The 15804-nt window shown below is 59.8% G+C and carries 17 protein-coding genes; 12 read left to right on the forward strand and 5 right to left on the reverse strand.

Annotation, left to right across the window (positions count from 1 at the left end; all coding sequences use genetic code 11):
• The first annotated feature begins 301 nt into the window (after positions 1-301).
• The 8 genes from QY049_RS03925 to QY049_RS03960 all read left to right on the forward strand — a co-directional run bounded on the left by QY049_RS03925 (position 302) and on the right by QY049_RS03960 (position 8492).
• On the forward strand, positions 302-553 hold the full coding sequence (locus QY049_RS03925) for a hypothetical protein (protein WP_301268986.1): 252 nt from the start codon (positions 302-304) through the stop codon (positions 551-553).
• 1094 nt (positions 554-1647) lie between these two features.
• Entirely contained in the window at positions 1648-2130 is a 483-nt protein-coding gene (locus tag QY049_RS03930) for a hypothetical protein (protein ID WP_301268987.1), read from the forward strand.
• Positions 2131-2608: 478 nt separating this feature from the next.
• Positions 2609-3079, forward strand: a complete 471-nt coding sequence (locus QY049_RS03935) for a hypothetical protein (protein WP_301268988.1) — start codon at positions 2609-2611, stop codon at positions 3077-3079.
• A 57-nt stretch (positions 3080-3136) separates the two neighbouring features.
• A complete protein-coding gene (locus QY049_RS03940; protein ID WP_301268989.1) occupies positions 3137-4978 on the forward strand; it encodes an HK97 family phage prohead protease in 1842 nt (613 codons plus the stop codon).
• 57 nt (positions 4979-5035) lie between these two features.
• Positions 5036-5371, forward strand: coding sequence for a DUF2190 family protein (locus QY049_RS03945; RefSeq protein WP_301268990.1), 336 nt, complete (start codon positions 5036-5038; stop codon positions 5369-5371).
• Positions 5372-5598: 227 nt separating this feature from the next.
• The gene (locus tag QY049_RS03950) at positions 5599-7743 is read left to right on the forward strand and encodes a hypothetical protein (protein WP_301268991.1); all 2145 of its coding nucleotides are present in this window, start codon (positions 5599-5601) and stop codon (positions 7741-7743) included.
• Between the two features lie 227 nt (positions 7744-7970).
• Positions 7971-8216, forward strand: a complete 246-nt coding sequence (locus QY049_RS03955; RefSeq protein ID WP_301268992.1) for a hypothetical protein — start codon at positions 7971-7973, stop codon at positions 8214-8216.
• A 99-nt stretch (positions 8217-8315) separates the two neighbouring features.
• On the forward strand, positions 8316-8492 hold the full coding sequence (locus QY049_RS03960; RefSeq protein ID WP_301268993.1) for a hypothetical protein: 177 nt from the start codon (positions 8316-8318) through the stop codon (positions 8490-8492).
• A 346-nt stretch (positions 8493-8838) separates the two neighbouring features.
• Here QY049_RS03960 and QY049_RS03965 read toward each other — a convergent pair whose 3' ends face one another.
• From QY049_RS03965 to QY049_RS03975, 3 genes are read right to left on the reverse strand one after another with little or no spacing between them, the layout of a single operon-like run.
• Positions 8839-9126 carry a hypothetical protein gene (locus QY049_RS03965; protein ID WP_367401172.1) on the reverse strand — a complete coding sequence of 96 codons (288 nt, stop codon included), beginning with the start codon at positions 9124-9126 and terminating at the stop codon, positions 8839-8841.
• 16 nt (positions 9127-9142) lie between these two features.
• Positions 9143-9658 (reverse strand): hypothetical protein, encoded by a 516-nt coding sequence (locus QY049_RS03970; protein WP_301268994.1) that lies wholly within the window; start codon positions 9656-9658, stop codon positions 9143-9145.
• A 41-nt stretch (positions 9659-9699) separates the two neighbouring features.
• On the reverse strand, positions 9700-10761 hold the full coding sequence (locus QY049_RS03975; RefSeq protein ID WP_301268995.1) for a hypothetical protein: 1062 nt from the start codon (positions 10759-10761) through the stop codon (positions 9700-9702).
• Between the two features lie 312 nt (positions 10762-11073).
• On the opposite strand from QY049_RS03975, the gene QY049_RS03980 reads away from it, so the two are divergent.
• The 4 genes from QY049_RS03980 (at position 11074) to QY049_RS03995 (ending at position 12897) form a co-directional block, all read left to right on the forward strand.
• Positions 11074-11295, forward strand: coding sequence for a hypothetical protein (locus tag QY049_RS03980; RefSeq protein WP_301268996.1), 222 nt, complete (start codon positions 11074-11076; stop codon positions 11293-11295).
• A 9-nt stretch (positions 11296-11304) separates the two neighbouring features.
• Positions 11305-12000: a hypothetical protein gene (locus tag QY049_RS03985; RefSeq protein WP_301268997.1), complete on the forward strand. Its 696-nt coding sequence runs from the start codon at positions 11305-11307 to the stop codon at positions 11998-12000.
• Between the two features lie 473 nt (positions 12001-12473).
• Complete coding sequence (locus QY049_RS03990) at positions 12474-12677, forward strand: hypothetical protein (protein WP_301268998.1); 204 nt, start codon at positions 12474-12476, stop codon at positions 12675-12677.
• A gap of 37 nt (positions 12678-12714) precedes the next feature.
• Positions 12715-12897, forward strand: coding sequence for a hypothetical protein (locus QY049_RS03995; RefSeq protein ID WP_301268999.1), 183 nt, complete (start codon positions 12715-12717; stop codon positions 12895-12897).
• A gap of 717 nt (positions 12898-13614) precedes the next feature.
• Here the strand turns inward: QY049_RS03995 and QY049_RS04000 are convergent.
• Both QY049_RS04000 and QY049_RS04005 read right to left on the reverse strand, forming a co-directional pair.
• On the reverse strand, positions 13615-13887 hold the full coding sequence (locus QY049_RS04000; RefSeq protein WP_258762386.1) for a hypothetical protein: 273 nt from the start codon (positions 13885-13887) through the stop codon (positions 13615-13617).
• 289 nt (positions 13888-14176) lie between these two features.
• Positions 14177-15784: a hypothetical protein gene (locus QY049_RS04005; RefSeq protein ID WP_301269000.1), complete on the reverse strand. Its 1608-nt coding sequence runs from the start codon at positions 15782-15784 to the stop codon at positions 14177-14179.
• Positions 15785-15804 lie beyond the last annotated feature (20 nt).

Here is a 15804-nt window from a genome sequence, read left to right on the forward strand (position 1 = left end):
ACCGATCTGCCATTCGCTGCATGCCGACCGTTCTGCCGATCTGTGAAGGCGAACTTACGCTACACCGTACCGCGCAAGTTTTGGTTCGCTCCCATTTTGGACCGGCTTGGACCGGCTCCAGAGGGCCACACTGGCCCGCTGGAGATCGTGAGCATTGCCGATGGGAACCATGATCCCGCTGTCCGTCGAAGCCGCACAGCGCGCGGAGCGATCGGGACGCTGGATTACACCGGCCAAACGGACACCCGCTCAGTCGAGTCCATAGGCCCGGCAAATGATGAACTGAGATGGACGAAGTTTAATGGACGATAAGATCAGAAGGCACCTCAAGGCCAACGGCACATGGCAACAGATCGCGGAAGGCATCTATTGGCACAATTGGGACATGGGCAACGAACCGGAAAGCCTCTGGCATTTGATCGGGTACTTGCTCGATAAGTCAGCTCCGCGCTACCAGATCGAGGCTGCCTATCGCCTCGCGATGAAGCATGAGCCGGCGCATCCGTTGCGAGGAGCTGTGATCACACGGGCTCGCTCGATGGTGCGGAACTGAGGCAGCAAGAGAGCCCCACGACGTTGGCGTAGCGTTACGTCATCCACCGGCATCACCGCTCGCCGCATGCAGGAGATCGCATCATCCATCGAAACGATGGGTGAGCGCAGCGGAGCGCTGTTGAAGCCGATCGGATCGAACCGTTGCACAGCGACCACACAGGGAACGCATTGAATGACACCGACCGAGATGCAGGAAGGCAGAGCCCGTACATCAAAGGGAAGCATTCCCCTCCTCTCCTCTGATGGCACTGCCCGCCCCGCATCGAGACTGACGTGCTCGTGCATAGGGATAGATCTGTGACCATGCACAACTTGCGCGGGTCCTTCTCCCTACGGAGGGCCATTTCGGTAACGCGCAAGCTCGGCATAGGGCTAGACGCAATAAAATTACAAGGAATTCCGGTTCTTGTTTGCAGATGTTGCGCAACTGCTCTGACATTTGGCTCAGATATGAGCAATGCAGTCGATCAGGACCACTCCAGCCAGATCGGATCGAGCGATAGCGGCGCAGATCGGGGTTGGGGCCGAAACGGTTCGACGCGCTCGGCACCGATCAACTGCCCCGCATGAGGCAGTTGAGCCACGCATCGGGCGCGACGGCAGGACAAGGCGAATGCCGACGCCCTCGATATCGAGGCGCAAGCGAAGCGTCGGCTTGCTGATGAGATAGACGCCGCTCAGCGGGCGGGCGAACTTGCCACAAAAGGACAGACCGGATGCCCTCAAGGAAGGCATCTGACGAAAGCACCGTGATGTTGGCTTGCATAGCCGTGATGTTGCTCACATGCGCCAACTGCGCGATGCCGAACGCATCTCTCCCGGCATCGTTCTCCGTACACTTGATGCGAAGATGGAGACAGGCCGGGGCAATGCCCAATATGCCATCGGGCAGATGGCCCCACGCTGACTCAGCGGAGCTGACATAGCGATCCACCGAGCCGGGCACCGCCCCAAGCACCACGCCGAAACGGGCGCGCTGTACGGCCTCGCTCACGGCGACGGAGAGTCAACGGCAGATTGCCGAGCTGTAATCTGATCGGACGTTGCGGGTCGAGATGAACGCGCCCATGTCGGAGCAAGGGGGATATCCAAATGACCAGCGACGACTTCGATCTTCTGACCGGCTTGCGGCTCCGGCGCATTAATCCCGCCGACCCCGTTCAGATCGCCGCCCTGCTACGAGAACGGGATGGGGAGCTAAAGCGCGAGATCGCCGATCTACGGCGCGAGAACGCGCGCCTCAAGGCGCGGCTCAACTCTCCCAGCCCCATCGATGCCATCACGGCTCCGATCAAGGCGACCAACCGAGCACAGCTTCCAACGTGGATGACACTCCCGGAGGTGCTGGCGCTGGAGATGGTTGATCCACAAATCATGCCCGGCTCGACGGCGAACGATCTTTGCCAGCGTTACCTCCGGTGGGTCAGGGCAGGTCGAAATGAGGAAGCCCGACCGGACAATGCGATCATGTGTCGCCAGCCGGGCGGAGCCGGAACGTTGATCACCGTGAAGGTCTCCGACTTCTTGTCGGCTTACGATCGCCGAGCGATGCGATCGAGCAAAGTGTCAAGCTGAGCTTTGCATTTTCGGAAATTTTCGGAAGCGGCATGCGAACCAAGAATGCGGCAGATATCTTGCACGGTGTCATCGTTGATCGATGGCTCCCGTTTGCGGCGTAGGACCACGCATCAAGTCGAAGCTATATACCGTCCGGTCGGTGAAGGGCTCGGCATCGCAAGCCTAACAGGTAATCTCGGGCTGTAGCGATCAGGCGTTCTCCCCGATCGCGAGAGATCGGAAGCGACAGAAAGTCGGCGTGAGCCGCGCTATAGGGCGAACGAAGCCAAGCCGCACGCAACCGCGAGCGTGGTAGGTCGATCGACCCGCGATTTCAATCAACCGGAATTCCCATCTCTCGCATCAATCAAAACATGGAGACCATCCAATGGCTTTTTCATTGAGAAAGGAGCCCATTGACGTTCGCCTGCGGGCCGATCTCGTCAAGCTCAACGACCGTCGCGCTGATCTCATTGCACAGCTCGATGAAGCCACCGTGTCGGCATCGGCCGCCAGTGACGATCTGCTTGCTGCACACGAGGACGGCGTCCCTATCGCTGCAATCGCCAAGATGGAAGATCGGCTCGCAATCACGGAGCGACGTATATCTTCGCTTAAATCGGCCATCGCCGATCACGATCGCAAACTCACCGACGCGCAAGCCGAATTGGATGAGCATCTCGCGCACGAAGCTGCGGAACGTGCCGCTGCCGAGCTTGAGCGTGACCACGCTGCGTTTGCGACGAAGCTGAATGCGCTCGTCACCGATGCGAACGAGCTGCTTCCCCTGGCAACCAAGCTGCGTGCGACTATGTTCACCGCTTCCGAGATTGAAAATCTGGCTCGTGCCATCGGTGCCGAAGTGCCGACCGCAGCTCGTCGCCTCGCGGACGAAGTGCGCTACACGGTTGAGCTGATCAAGCGCGAACGCCCCGCCAAGTTCGTCAAGGTCGATCGCGCAGCCTGATCGAGTGCATCAACGATTAAGGGCCGATGCAAATCGGCTCGATAGGAAACTCCGAACATGAAACTTCGTGATTTGCAAGGCACACGCTTTGCGGAGAGCATCGCCGCGCCATCAAGTTACGACGCGAAATCGCGCTCTGCGGATGCGGTGATCTCGATGGGCTCCCCGGTCAAGCGGTTCTATGGCATTGAGAAGCTGAGAATTTCGCCTGATGCAGTCGATCTCAGCCGCATGGCGTCGGCCGGCATCCCGCTCTTGGACAGCCACAACCAGAGAGGTATTGAAAACCACCTCGGTCGCTTCACTCGAACTTGGTTCAAAGACGGCGCTTTGATGGGTCGTCTCCAGTTCAACGACACCGAACGCGGTCGCCTCGCAGAGGGCATGGTTGCCCGTGGCGAGATCGCCGGAATTTCGGCCGGATACATTGTGACCGAGTGGTCGATTACCGATGGCGAGGGAAATGTACTCGACCCCGAAAAAGATCGCATCCGCATGGATGACGATCTGACCTTCACGGCCACTCGCTGGGAATTACTTGAAGCGAGCTTGGTTACCGTGCCTGCCGACGCAAGCGCGATGATCCGCTCCCTCGATGCTGCATCTCCATCGCCAGTGACCGGCCCTCTCGCTCGCATGAAGTCGAGACAGCGAATGATTGACGCGCAAGCATCGCTCACTGTCGGCTCACACCAGCCACAACCTCAGATCAATTCCGCTGCGAGTGCCCAAACGCCGCAGCGCATCACGCAGGAGAACACAATGTCCCGTATCCAGATCGTTCGCGATGAGCGCGAAGGCGTCGCCGACGCGATGCAGATCGCCTTGACGACGCGCATCCTCGCATCGTCCGGCATGGAATACACCGGCCCGAAGGACCGCTATGGGAAAGCGCACTTCGAGCAGCACAAAGATCAGGCCCGTCAGTATCTCGGCTATGGACTGATCGAGATGGCTGCGGAGTGCGTCGGCCATCGCGGCGCTTCGGTTTACTCCGCGAGCACCGTTGCCAAGCTCCAAATTCTGGAACGTGCATTCAACGGCACGTCGGACTTCCCGGCGATCTTCTCGAACGCGCTCAATAAGTCGCTGCTCGCGCGATACCAGCTCGTGATGCCGACCTATCGGCAGCTCGCGGTGGAGCGTCCGTTCAAAGACTTCCGTCCGCATCCGCAGGTTCGTACCGGCGACTTCCCGGCGATCCAGCCCGTGCAACAGAACGGTGAGCTGAAAGTCGGCGGTTCGCTCGACGGCTCCGAGAGCACGTCGGTCAGCCCGTATGGTATCGTGTTCACCATCTCTCGTCAGATGCTCGTGAACGACGATCTGGGCGCGATCGATCAGATTTTGGCGTCGGCTGGCGATACCGTCCTCGTGTTCGAGAACGATACGTTCTTCACGATGTTCAAATCGAACCCCGTGCTCGCGACCGACGCAACCGCTGTGTTCGCATCCGGCCACGGAAACCTCGCTGGCACTGGCGCGGCTCCGTCCTTGGATACAGTCTCGGCAGCTCGCGAAGCGCTGCGTGGCATGAAGTCGCTCTCTGGCAACTTCATCAACGTGCCCCCGGCGCTTATAGTTACCGGCCCTTCGACCGAAACTGTCGCCGATCAGCTCGTCGCTTCGATCACCCCGACGCTGGTTGGGTCCGTCAACCCGTTCTCGGGCAAGCTGCGCAACGTCACCGACGCGAACATCACCGGCAATGAGTGGTACATCGCATCAGACCCCACCCGCGTCCCGTGCTTCATCTACGGCTTCCTCAATGGTTCGTCCGGTCCTCGCACCAATATTCACAGCCCCTTCGGCCTGCAAGGCGTGAAGATTTCGCTGGAGCACGACTTCGGGGTGGGGGCCATCGATTACCGGGGCTTCTACAAGAACCCCGGCGCGTGACCCTCAAGTCTGATCGGCGACGAGCAACAGCTCGTCGCCCCTCACCACGGATACAGAATGAAAAATCAGTATCAAAGTTACGGCGATCACATCGACGTGGCGCTACCATACGCTCGCAATCCGGGCGACGGCGCTCTCATCGGCTCGATGTTCGGCGTATGCGCTAATGGTGGCAGCTCAGGCGACGAAGATGTTCTCGTCGTCAAGGGCTGTTTCACCATCACAAAGCGCAGCTTGGAGTCGTGGAGCGTTGGCGACAAGGTGTTTTGGGACAACACCTCGCGCTTCGTCACGACGACGGCCACGGCGAACACGCTCATCGGCGTCGCTATCGTCGCAGCGGCGAACCCATCCGCAACCGGCGTCGTTCGGCTCAACGGCTCGTTCATTTAATTTCAATCCCAGCGGCCATCCTCTCGTCGAGGGGTTTTGATCTTCCACTCGATGCCAACTCCGCTGGGTCGCGCGAGGCGCTGATCATCCGGGCCTTCACGGGTCGATCATTCGCAACGTGATCGCGTCTCGCGCTCCTTTTTCAATTCTGCGTTTTCGGTCGCGCATGGCGGTTGGCTACGCCACGAAGCAGCAAGCAACACAATCAACTCTAGGAGTAAGCGCATATGAGCGCTCAAGACGAAACGATGCGTCTCATCGCGGAGGTGGTCGATAAGACCACCGGCCCGATCAAAAGGATGGGCGAGGCGTTCAAGAGCCTCGGCGAGGAGTCGCAGAAGGCTCACAAGAAGGGCAGCAAGGAAGCACGCGAGCACGCCAAGCACATTCGCGAGCTGCACGAGCGTCTCGCTAAGACGAAGGAATTCGTATCGGATGCACTGACACCCGCGCTGGCAACCGCTGGCATTACGGTATTCAGCGTCGGCGAAGCGATCGGCGTCATGGCCGAGAAGATCAAGGCCGCTGGAGAGCAATACAACATTCTCAACGACACGATAAAGCGCGGCCATGTGTCGTCGCAGTTCGTGCAGGGTATGGGCCTCGCGTTCCAGCGTCTTGGTATAGATGCGTCGAAAGCCAACGGCTTCATCTCCGAGACTGGCGAGACGCTCGATAAGCTCCGGCGCGGCAATGCGCAGGAGATGCAGCGCTTACAGGGCACGTTCGGAAACACACTTCCATGGATTGAGCGCGTCCTCAAAGGCGCTCAGTCATATGAGGAAGCCTCGACCCGGATCATGAAGGCGCTGACGGATGAGCGCATTCCAATCGACCAGCGGCGCAAGCTGGCGGACGCCTTCCACATCGATCCTCGCATTGCTTCCAAGAGTGGTGAGGAGTTGCGCGAGCAGATCATCAAGAGCATGCGCGACGCCACCGATCACTCGCTCGACTTCAAGCTGACGAAAAAGCTCGATGACGCCTACACCGAGCTGGGCATCAAGATACAGCTTCTCTCCAACGATCTGGTCAACACGTTTGGCCCCGGCGCTGTCCAGATGATCGACAAGCTCGCCGACTCAATGGGCGAAGTCGAGAAGCATATCGATGATGAAGTGCGAGACGCGAAGGCACTCTATAAGGTGCTCGAGGCGATCTGGGATGGACCGAACATCGGTTGGCTCAAGAAAACCCCCGGCGAGTTGTGGCACGATCTCAACCGACCCAAGGATAACAGCCTCGCGCAGCCCAACAGCTTCAATGATTGGTCTCCGGCGCAGAAGCTCGCCGCTGGCATGTCTCCGGTTGTATACCGTGGCTCCGACGCGATGAAGTCGCTCTCTGAGGGCGTTCGAGATGGCGTTCTATCGGCCTTCCGTGAATGGGCCGGTGCGAGCGCCGCTCCGGGAAGCGGAGGTATCCAGAATGCTTCATTCACCACCCGCAGCGGCAGGAGCTTCCACCTTTCTCAGAACGGTTCGTTCGGCACTGGATACGACGACGGCGGAAGCCAGATCGAGGGCGGCAATGCTCACAAGGGCATCACCGGCATCACGCCGAAGCGGATGCCCGGCAAGCGGCTTCCTAAGGGCACTGGCGGCGACGTTTCCATGACCGGCCCCGATCTCGGAGCTGGCCTGCATGGTTCTGATTATCTCCGAGCGCGGCGCAAGCCGTTCATGGATGAGATCAACAGCAATCCCGGCCTCAAGGATGAGGTTCGCGGCATGTTGCTCACCGAAGGCACGCCGAAGCATACGATGGAGTCGCTTCTCAATCGTATGGACTATGAGCGGTCCATGGGCGGCAATATCAAGTCCGTCCGCAGGATGCTGCATTCCGGCTTCTATGGCCCGATCAACCACGGCAAGCTCGCAGGCGCTATCGCCCGCATCCGCAGAGACCCGAAGCTCAAGGCTCGCCTCGACAAGGCGATGCAGGATGCCTTCGGCAGCAACGATCTCGAAGGCGCTACCGATCAGGGGATGAAAACTGATCCCAACGGACGGTGGCGTGGCGGCTACAAAGACTTCGGTGGCGGCAACATCTTCAACGATTGGGGCGGTGGTCCCGGTGGTCACTCAGTCGCTCGACGCTTCCGTGAAGCACTTGAGCACGGCGTCGCCGTCGCGGCTATGCACGGCACGACCGGCGCTCACCTCTCGGATCATATCCGGCACAGCGTTCATGAGGGTATCAGATCGGGCATGAGTGGCGGGCCGGTGAAGGTGCAGGGCGATGCGTCGCTCCGCGTCGATCTCAACGGCTTCCCGAAGGGCACTCGCTTCGCTTCCAGCGCGAGCGGCATGTTCAAGGCTGTGAAGCTCAATCGTGGTAGGCCGATGGCTATGGCATCGCAGGATAGCTGATCGGTTCGAGGCCGGAAGCGACGACAAAGTTCCGTAGCGGACGACCTTGCGGCGTGATGGGGCTGACTCCATGTCGGTCGGGAGAATATCACCCAAAATGAGAACGCCCCTTCATGATACTGATAGTCGCTTGGATATCGTTTGCTGCCCTTGTGAGTTGGGCATCGCACAGCCGTGGACGCGACCGAGTTAATTGGTTCGCATTCGCTGTTGTGGCTTCGCCGCTCGTGGCAGGCATCGTGCTCGCGTTGCTGCCTGATCTCAATCGGATCGAGCTGCAACGTCGCCAACATGAGGAGCTGCTCGCCGCGTTGCGATCACGCGATGGCGCGGCTCCGATCGATCTGCCGCAGATACCGGCGAGGTCGAGCGGGACCGACTACTTCATGCCGGTGGCTCTACGCTGGGCGCTTTTCGTCGGTGCCGTGCTCTGTCTCGGCTACATCGCATCGGTCGTTACTGGCGGCGGTTGAGCTGCACACTGATCCAAAAGCAGAAGCACGAAACAGGTTTGAACGGAGATCGGCAGCAATGCCGGTCTCCGTTTTCGTTTGAACGAAGGAAAGGAAGCTATGACCACGACGACCATCCACGAACGAAACGCCCGCCTGATCGCTACGTCGCGCTGGCACGCAGAAAAGGCCAGAGTTGCTCGCAATCGCGGCGACCGTCAAGCGCAGGCTCGCCATACCAAGATTGCTGAGAGCTTACTGTTTCAGACTCAGCCAGAGCCGAAGGCGGAGGAGTGAAATGCATTCCGATTTATTTTGGGTTCTGCCCATCGCTCAGCGTGCCGACGACGGCGGGATCGTCCCTGATGAGACCGCTGCATTCGAGATGCCATCGGCGGAAACGGCAATCGCAGCGGCGGAGGCGGTAGCATCCTGTTCGGCATACTGCGGGGCAGCGGCGTTCACTCGTGTGTTCAATCATTCACGGGGTTGCTATGGCGCGACCGAAGTGTTGACCCGCTGTGGGGCAATCTACTGGTCGCCGCAACGTGGTACTTGGGTCGTTTGATGCTGCGGACGTACCAGCGTCGAGTGACCTAAGAATGGCCCCGGCATCTCTGATGCTGGGACCTTTTTTGTTCTTTCATTCCAATCGCGTCAGCAACCGCACGTATGTCCCAGACTCGTGAAGCTCTAGCATGTCACGCTCATGGGCGAGCATGATGCCAGCGCGAAACTCCTCACCGTTACCGCCGCTCCTGAGAAACGGCATATTGACCCGCTCAATGAAGATGCGACCGTCCTGCACGGGCTCAATCCCGCTGGCTATCTCGACCAGCTTTCGGGCGGCGGCTTCCGGGTCGGCGAAGGGGCGAGGAGCGGCGTGCTTCATCGCGCTGCGATAGGCTGAGTCGTCAAGTGCGGCAAGCACGCGAGTGCGCTCGTCGCTAGAAGTCACTTCTGGTCAGCACGGCCACCGGTAAAATGCACCATTTTCGTTTGGGCTCCTGTGTCCAGTACATTACTCTGACTTTGGTGCCCTTACGTCGGCTGTAAGACGGCTGATGTAAAAGAAACTTTGCTTCCGTCGTGTCGCCTGCCGAAACAAGAACACTGAGCGGCATCGCCAAGTAGCGGTCAAAGTCCTTGAGCGCAATAAAGCCGGTCGGAATTTCGTCACGCCCCACTACCAATTTTATCTTAGAATAATCTCCCAGAAGAAAATCTGGCGGTGCGACGGCTATCTTCTCGATTGCAATATCCAAGTGCGAGTTATTTTTGACGCTCAATTTTGCCAGCCACCACTCGTTGTCGAGGCGATGTGACAACACGATCCACGCGTTGATCGCCTTCTCGGCCTTTGCCCGTTGCGCAGTTCGGTAATTGAGAAATAGACTCAGCGCAGACACGATCAACGCTAAGCCTGAAACCAAGAGCGCCGCTACAGGGAAAAAATCGTTCATAGTATCAAGGCCGCGATGAGTGATTGGGAGGCCGCATGTCGTTAGCGAGAGAGGTCAAGCGATCGTTGCTGCGGCGCTTCCCTGAAATCCATGACTTGAACGATCTTAAACTCTGGTCGCGTCGCGCCGCCCTTGGTTAGATGCTGAGTGATCTGGAGCTTGACCTTGTAGAGGTCGTTCATAAGAGCGCCTCCACGCGCAATCGCGTCCTTCGCGATGCTCGTTTCAGTAATGTCTGCGTAGATTGGATGGTCACCGTACCAGAACCGCCACTTGTCGGCCTTCTCGTCGTAGACTGGAGAATAGACCCGAAGCCAAGCCGTCACGATCTCAGGCTCTCCGGCATCTTCGATCTCTGCTGTGGTCGCAATGTCAAATGACGCTAACATATCCTTTGCGTCATCTTCGTTCGCGTGCTCCAGCTCTTTCGCCATCTCCCGGAAGGAAATCCGGCGTATACCGTCTGTTCCGAGTGGGGCTAGAACGGCTTCGACCGCAGACCTGATCTTAGGACTTCTGGCAAGCTCGATGGCGTCGCGGCTTACGGTGGCATTGTTGCCGTCGCCGAATTGAACGATGACGACGCCATGATGATCCGGTTCGCTAACCTCCTTCACCGCACGACCGCGACGCAGTTTCAGGTATCCGAACAATCCGAGTCCGCTTCCGCCGCCGATGATGCCGAGATCGATGAGGATTTGCCTCGCAGTCTTGACTTCCGCGCTCGTAAGAAAGCCTACGATATGGTCGAGGATCGTCTGTACGATCTCAAAATTTATGTTGAAGCACTTGTGCTCAAAGTCGGATTGAACGAGCACCTTCATGGTCGCGCGCTTCCCGTTCAATTCCGCATTTGCCTCACGAACCAAACGCCCGAAAGCCAAGAGCGCTGGCCCTAACTCCTGAACGTCCATCGAGTGAACGTCATCGGCACCATCGTAAGCAACCTGAAAGGTCTGTCGGCTAACTGGCTCGCGGTCGTCATCAGCGATCGTCACTTCTAAGCTCCCCGGCCTTCGATCCCCGATATTCAAGCGGAAGCGGGCAACGCGCGCAAGCTGCACGAACGGATAATCACCACCAACAAGGTTGAATTGACGCATCCGGCCTTCGAGGCATGGAGACGGATGCTCATACCGCCCGGTCAGCCCACGTGTGGGTTGGTCGGGCGTTTTTTGCGTTTCCGTCCATCCCATCAATCTAGGAGCGCTCGGTCGCATAGCTACATGACTTGACATGCAGTACGCACTGATCTCGCCCGTAGGCTTTGTGATCGTTCGACAACTAGGCGCAGATTGACAGGAACAGCAAGTGCCACTTGACGGTGCAGGGTTTGCTCGCGGTTCTCGACTCTTGCAGCGGCGCGACGGCGCGCTACGTGTCGCCTCGATATCAACCCAACGGGAGACGGAGCAATGACACGGAATGCAAAGTATGTGGTTCTGACGAAGCCTGTACGTCGTGAAGGCGTTGTCGAGATCGATCAACGCGAGCTGGCTTCGCGGCTGGCGAAGGCCATGGGCGTCAAGTGGCCGACGACTTCCAACAGCGAACGCATGAATGTCTACAGGCTCGCGGAGATCGCGACAGACTATGCTGATGAAGCGTGCGAACGTGCCGGAGTGAGGTACTCCTAATGCTGCGGCTTGAACGTTCGCAACGAGCGACCATATAGCCAACTTGGGCATCGCGCCGCCGCGCTCCGCAGCGCCGCGCGCCGCATCGCACCGCAACTCAACGCATCGAAAGCAGCCGTCTCCATCGTGAGGCGGCTGCTTTTTTTATTTGCCCTGATGGAGATCATCTTGCCTAAACCGACGACAGCGTTTCTCGTGCCCGGTCAGAGTTGGAGCCCGCTGGATCAGGGCGAGGAGTACGTGCCTTCTGCATGGGATGGCCCGCATGTCGGTCTCCGGCTTGTGGAAGCGTACCAGACGCTCGCAGCGTTGCCGGAGCGTGGCAGGCCGAGCCGTTCGGCTCGTGGCTTCTGGCCCCAGATTTTCCGCGATCCCGACGACAATGAGAACCACACCGAGGCATGGGAAGCGATGAGCGAGACCGAGCAAGCCGAGCTGATGAAGTTCAACCATCGCAATAGACCATCAGCTCAAGATATCAGCCGCATGGAAGCAGCCCTCGCATGGCCGGTGGAATACCTCGCCTCCGACCCCGATCTCTCGAAGATCGCGCAAGGCGTCGCATTCTATCGAGCGCTGGGGTACGACAGCGACTACGCTGCGATGAAGCTCCGCCGCGACTGGCGTGTGGTAAAGAAGCTCAACCGGCAGGCCCTCGACCGTGTTGCAGCGTGCCTCCGGCGCGATGCCGTGCCGGTGTTCTGATCGCCCAAGCTCATTGCCCGTCCATCTCATCGCGGAGCAGCTCAAACATCTTGCGCACGTCGCTCAGCCGGAGCTTCTTGTCCCCCGGCCTGAGATGCTGGCTCAGCCGATGAAGCTGCCTCGCTGCGATCTCATCCCTTTGCAGCTCGGTCTCAGCCGCGAAGTACGCTCGCATGTCAGCGACGAACTTCTGTCCTGATCCGAGTGGCAGCGCTATGGGCTTGCGTGTCATGGGACTAGGAACGCGCGTTTCCGGTGTCAGGCAGGGGGTGGAACCATAGCATGGATGAGTCAGCGCGGATCCCTGATGAGCTTGGAAACCGACCCGGCAGTTTGCCCCCGGCCTAGCTCACCGGCTCTCCTCGGGGCTCCCTGAGTCATCTGACAGGCTCCTTGATGGAACCGACAGCCGCACACGCGCATATTGTTGACTAAGCACGTCACCTTGAACCCTGCGGATTAGGAGGATGGTAATGAGCAACCGTCGGCGTCGCGTGACGCAAACCCGTTCTCTTGAAGAACGAATGGCCGAACAGGCCGCAAAGCTCAAAGAGCAAGCCAGCCATCTTCCCGCAGGCAAGGAGCGGGACGATCTGCTTAGGCGAGCCGAGATCGCGGAGACCGGATCGCGCATCAACGATTGGCTCAGCTCACATGGTTTGCAGCTGCCTAACTAAATACCGCGCGGACTCCAGCCTAGAACAGAGTTCGATTTTGATCTGGCTCAAAAGTTTCGCCGCCGACGTGGCAGAGCATCAAGCCATGACCGAGCCAGTCAAACAGAGCGAGGTACAGGAGCCGAAGCCATCCCGGCTGGAGGAAGCGCGGCGCGTTATCGAGGAGTACGCGAACGACCTTCGGGAGGTTCTCCGTAAGCTCCGGCAAAAGATGAACTGATGATGCTCGGTCGGCGGCCCTCAGAGCAACCGCGAAAAGGCCCCAGCTCGCGTAGTGGGGGGCGATGGAGCTGGGGCCGACGGGGTTACCCTTGGGGAAGGGCAACGGGAAAACTTAGCAATCGGCCGACCGTTCCTAACGAGCACCCGTAAATTTCCCAATATCCGGCGCTAGGCCATGAACCTTGGCGTGGCTCGTGCATACCCAATAGTTGCCGGGGTTTTGCATCAATCCCCCTCGGGGCTGGATAACCGCCGCTCGCGCCAGTTTTAAGCGAGCGGCGTTTTTGCGTTCTCCGACCACGAACAAAGTTCCATCAGGTAATTGCCACTTGTTCCCGAGTGACGTAGCGTTTCATCCGGCGCTTCGGCGCTACGCATAGTGATAATCCCTCGACCACCCGCCCTCTGAACTCCAGAGGGCGGGTCTTATTTGGGCTGGCACTTGCCGTGCCCTAATCCGACAGGCCCCTACGACACCTGACCTATGATGCCGATTGCGGCGGGGTACACCCCGGCCACCCTTCGATTAGCCCTCGCATGATCCGCGCGAACATCTTCGCCCAACCGAGTGCTTGTTCTCGGAGCATCTGCTCCGGCCGCAGCCGTCGCGAAGGAAGATCGTCGAAGTAGAAGTAGACACTCCGGCGTCCATCGTTGAAGCGCACCTCAAAGCTACCAGTGCCCGGAACGCATTCGTGCTTGATAAGGCGGACGATCATGCCGCGTCGAAGTCGTCCGTGGTCCGCTTGGACAGAAACACCGTCCATGCGGTAAGGAAGTCGTCGCGGGCCTGATCGAAGCTCCCGGCGCTGCCGGTGCTGCACTCGCCCGGCCGCGAGCCGGGATAAAAGCCGCACGACCACTGCCATTGAGGTCCTGCGTTCGGATTGCCGACCGCCTTGGCGATCGTGCCGACGTGAACGTCACCGTAGAGGATGCGCCAGCACTCTGGGCGGTGTGGATCAGGGCGGCGGGTGAGCGTAGGCATGGCCGCGATTACAGCGGCGGAGATCGCTTGGTGCAATCCGCGAGGGCTAGGGGCCGCTCGCGCGTCGGATCACATGAAGTTGGTCAAGCGGGTAGACGACGGAGTCCACCGATCGCAGTCCCGGTGATGGCGCGTCATACGCGCTATAGACGCCCCTGCCCCAAACGTTGACACACTGCGTAGACACACGTCAGAGAGCCAAAAATCCAAACTATTGATATCTAACCAAAAATTAGAGGCTTGATGGCGGTTTCATTCCGCTAGGGAGCGCCAGCCCAACCACGTCCCCTCATCGCTCGCCCAGGAAGCTGCCCTGCACCTTCGCGCAGGCGAGGTTGACGGTATAGACGTGGACCCCCGCGATCTCGCAATGGTCCGGATCGAGCGCCAGCAGCCCGATCGCATTCTCGGCGTCGAGCGCCACCGCCGAACGGACGACGATGCAGGGATAGTCCGCCGCAAGCTTCGCATAGCTGGTGGGGCGAAAGTCGTTCTTGAGGACGTGCGTATAAGTGTTGTGGTCCAGCAGCGGCACCGTGAAGACGCTGGCATAGGCCTTGGAAAATCTCTCGCGCATGGCCTGGTCGCCCCAGAGCTGCAACGTCATGTCCCAGCCGTGGTTCATGTCGTTCTCCGGGGCGCGCACGAACATGCCGGAGACGTTGGCGCAGGCGGGACCGGCCGCGACCACCGCCTTCGAAAGCCGTGCCCCAACCGCGTTCAGCGCCGACGATTGCAGGGCCGCGGCGCGGGCGTCGATCAATGTCACCGCACCCGTTACGATGCACAGGCTGCCCGCCAGCAGGCTCAGCGCAGCCGACGGGACGGCCGGGACCAGGCGCCTGAGCAGCACCAGAACCAGGACCAGGACGCCCCCGGTCTGGACCCACGGCGCCAGCATGTAGTGAAGCGCAAAATGCTTCGACGTCGCCACCAGATGCGCGGCAAAGACCAGGACGGCGGCGCCGAGCGTCAGGCTGACCGGATCGCGCCAGCTCCGGCTCTTGGCGCACCAGGCCAGCACCGTGCCCGCGGCTGCGACGTAAACGCCGAGCACGAGCGGTGCCGATGCAACGATCCCGCGCATGTTGGACCAGAACGTGCCGAAGTCGATGAACCCCGCCTCGCCCTCGCCGTATTGTCCCTTGTGGGTGGCGATCTGCACGAGCCATCCGAACCCGCGCGTGATCGTTCCCGGATTTAAGATCAGACTGAAGCCGACGAAGCCGATCGCGCCGGTGATCATGGCTGCGACGAACGCCCGTCTGTTTCTGAGCAGGCACACGCCGAACACCGCCTGCGGCAGATAGAGATATTTGGTCGAGAACCCGAGCGCGAAGATCACCCCGGACATGACACCGAGGCTGGTTTCCGGCGGATGGGCGTCGAGCGCAGCCTTGACCACGATCGCCATGCCGAACAGCGCGAACGCGGCCATGAGGCCTTCCGGCGCAAGCACTGTCTGGAAATGAAACGCGTCGGGATGCACGAACGCGCCGGCCTGAAACAGCATCGCGGCGATGGCACTCTGCGTCGTCCGTCCGACGATGAGCCCGCCCGCCAGCAACGCGCCCGTCAGCACCACCGCCTCGCCGGTTCGCGCCGCGTATGTGATCGCATCGTAGTGCTTGAGCCCGAACGCGACGATATCCTCGGCGCGGGCGACCAGGGCCCAACCCCTGACGATCAGTTCGACAAGCAGCGTCGTCGTCGTTCCCGGGTGGTCGAACTTCAGCGAGCCGTAACCAGCCGCCGCCACCAGCCCGTTCATGGTGTAGGCCGATTCCGGATCGACCTGGACGCCCCATACCGCCTGCCAGGCCGAATAGAGCAGCGTTGCCGCCAGATACAGCGACGGCACGATGAGGACCAGCAGCGTCCTGATCCTTCCGCTCACCCGCGCGTCGGGAAAACAGC

It is taken from the genome of Bradyrhizobium sp. WYCCWR 13022 (assembly GCF_030435535.1).
Classification (GTDB): domain Bacteria; phylum Pseudomonadota; class Alphaproteobacteria; order Rhizobiales; family Xanthobacteraceae; genus Bradyrhizobium.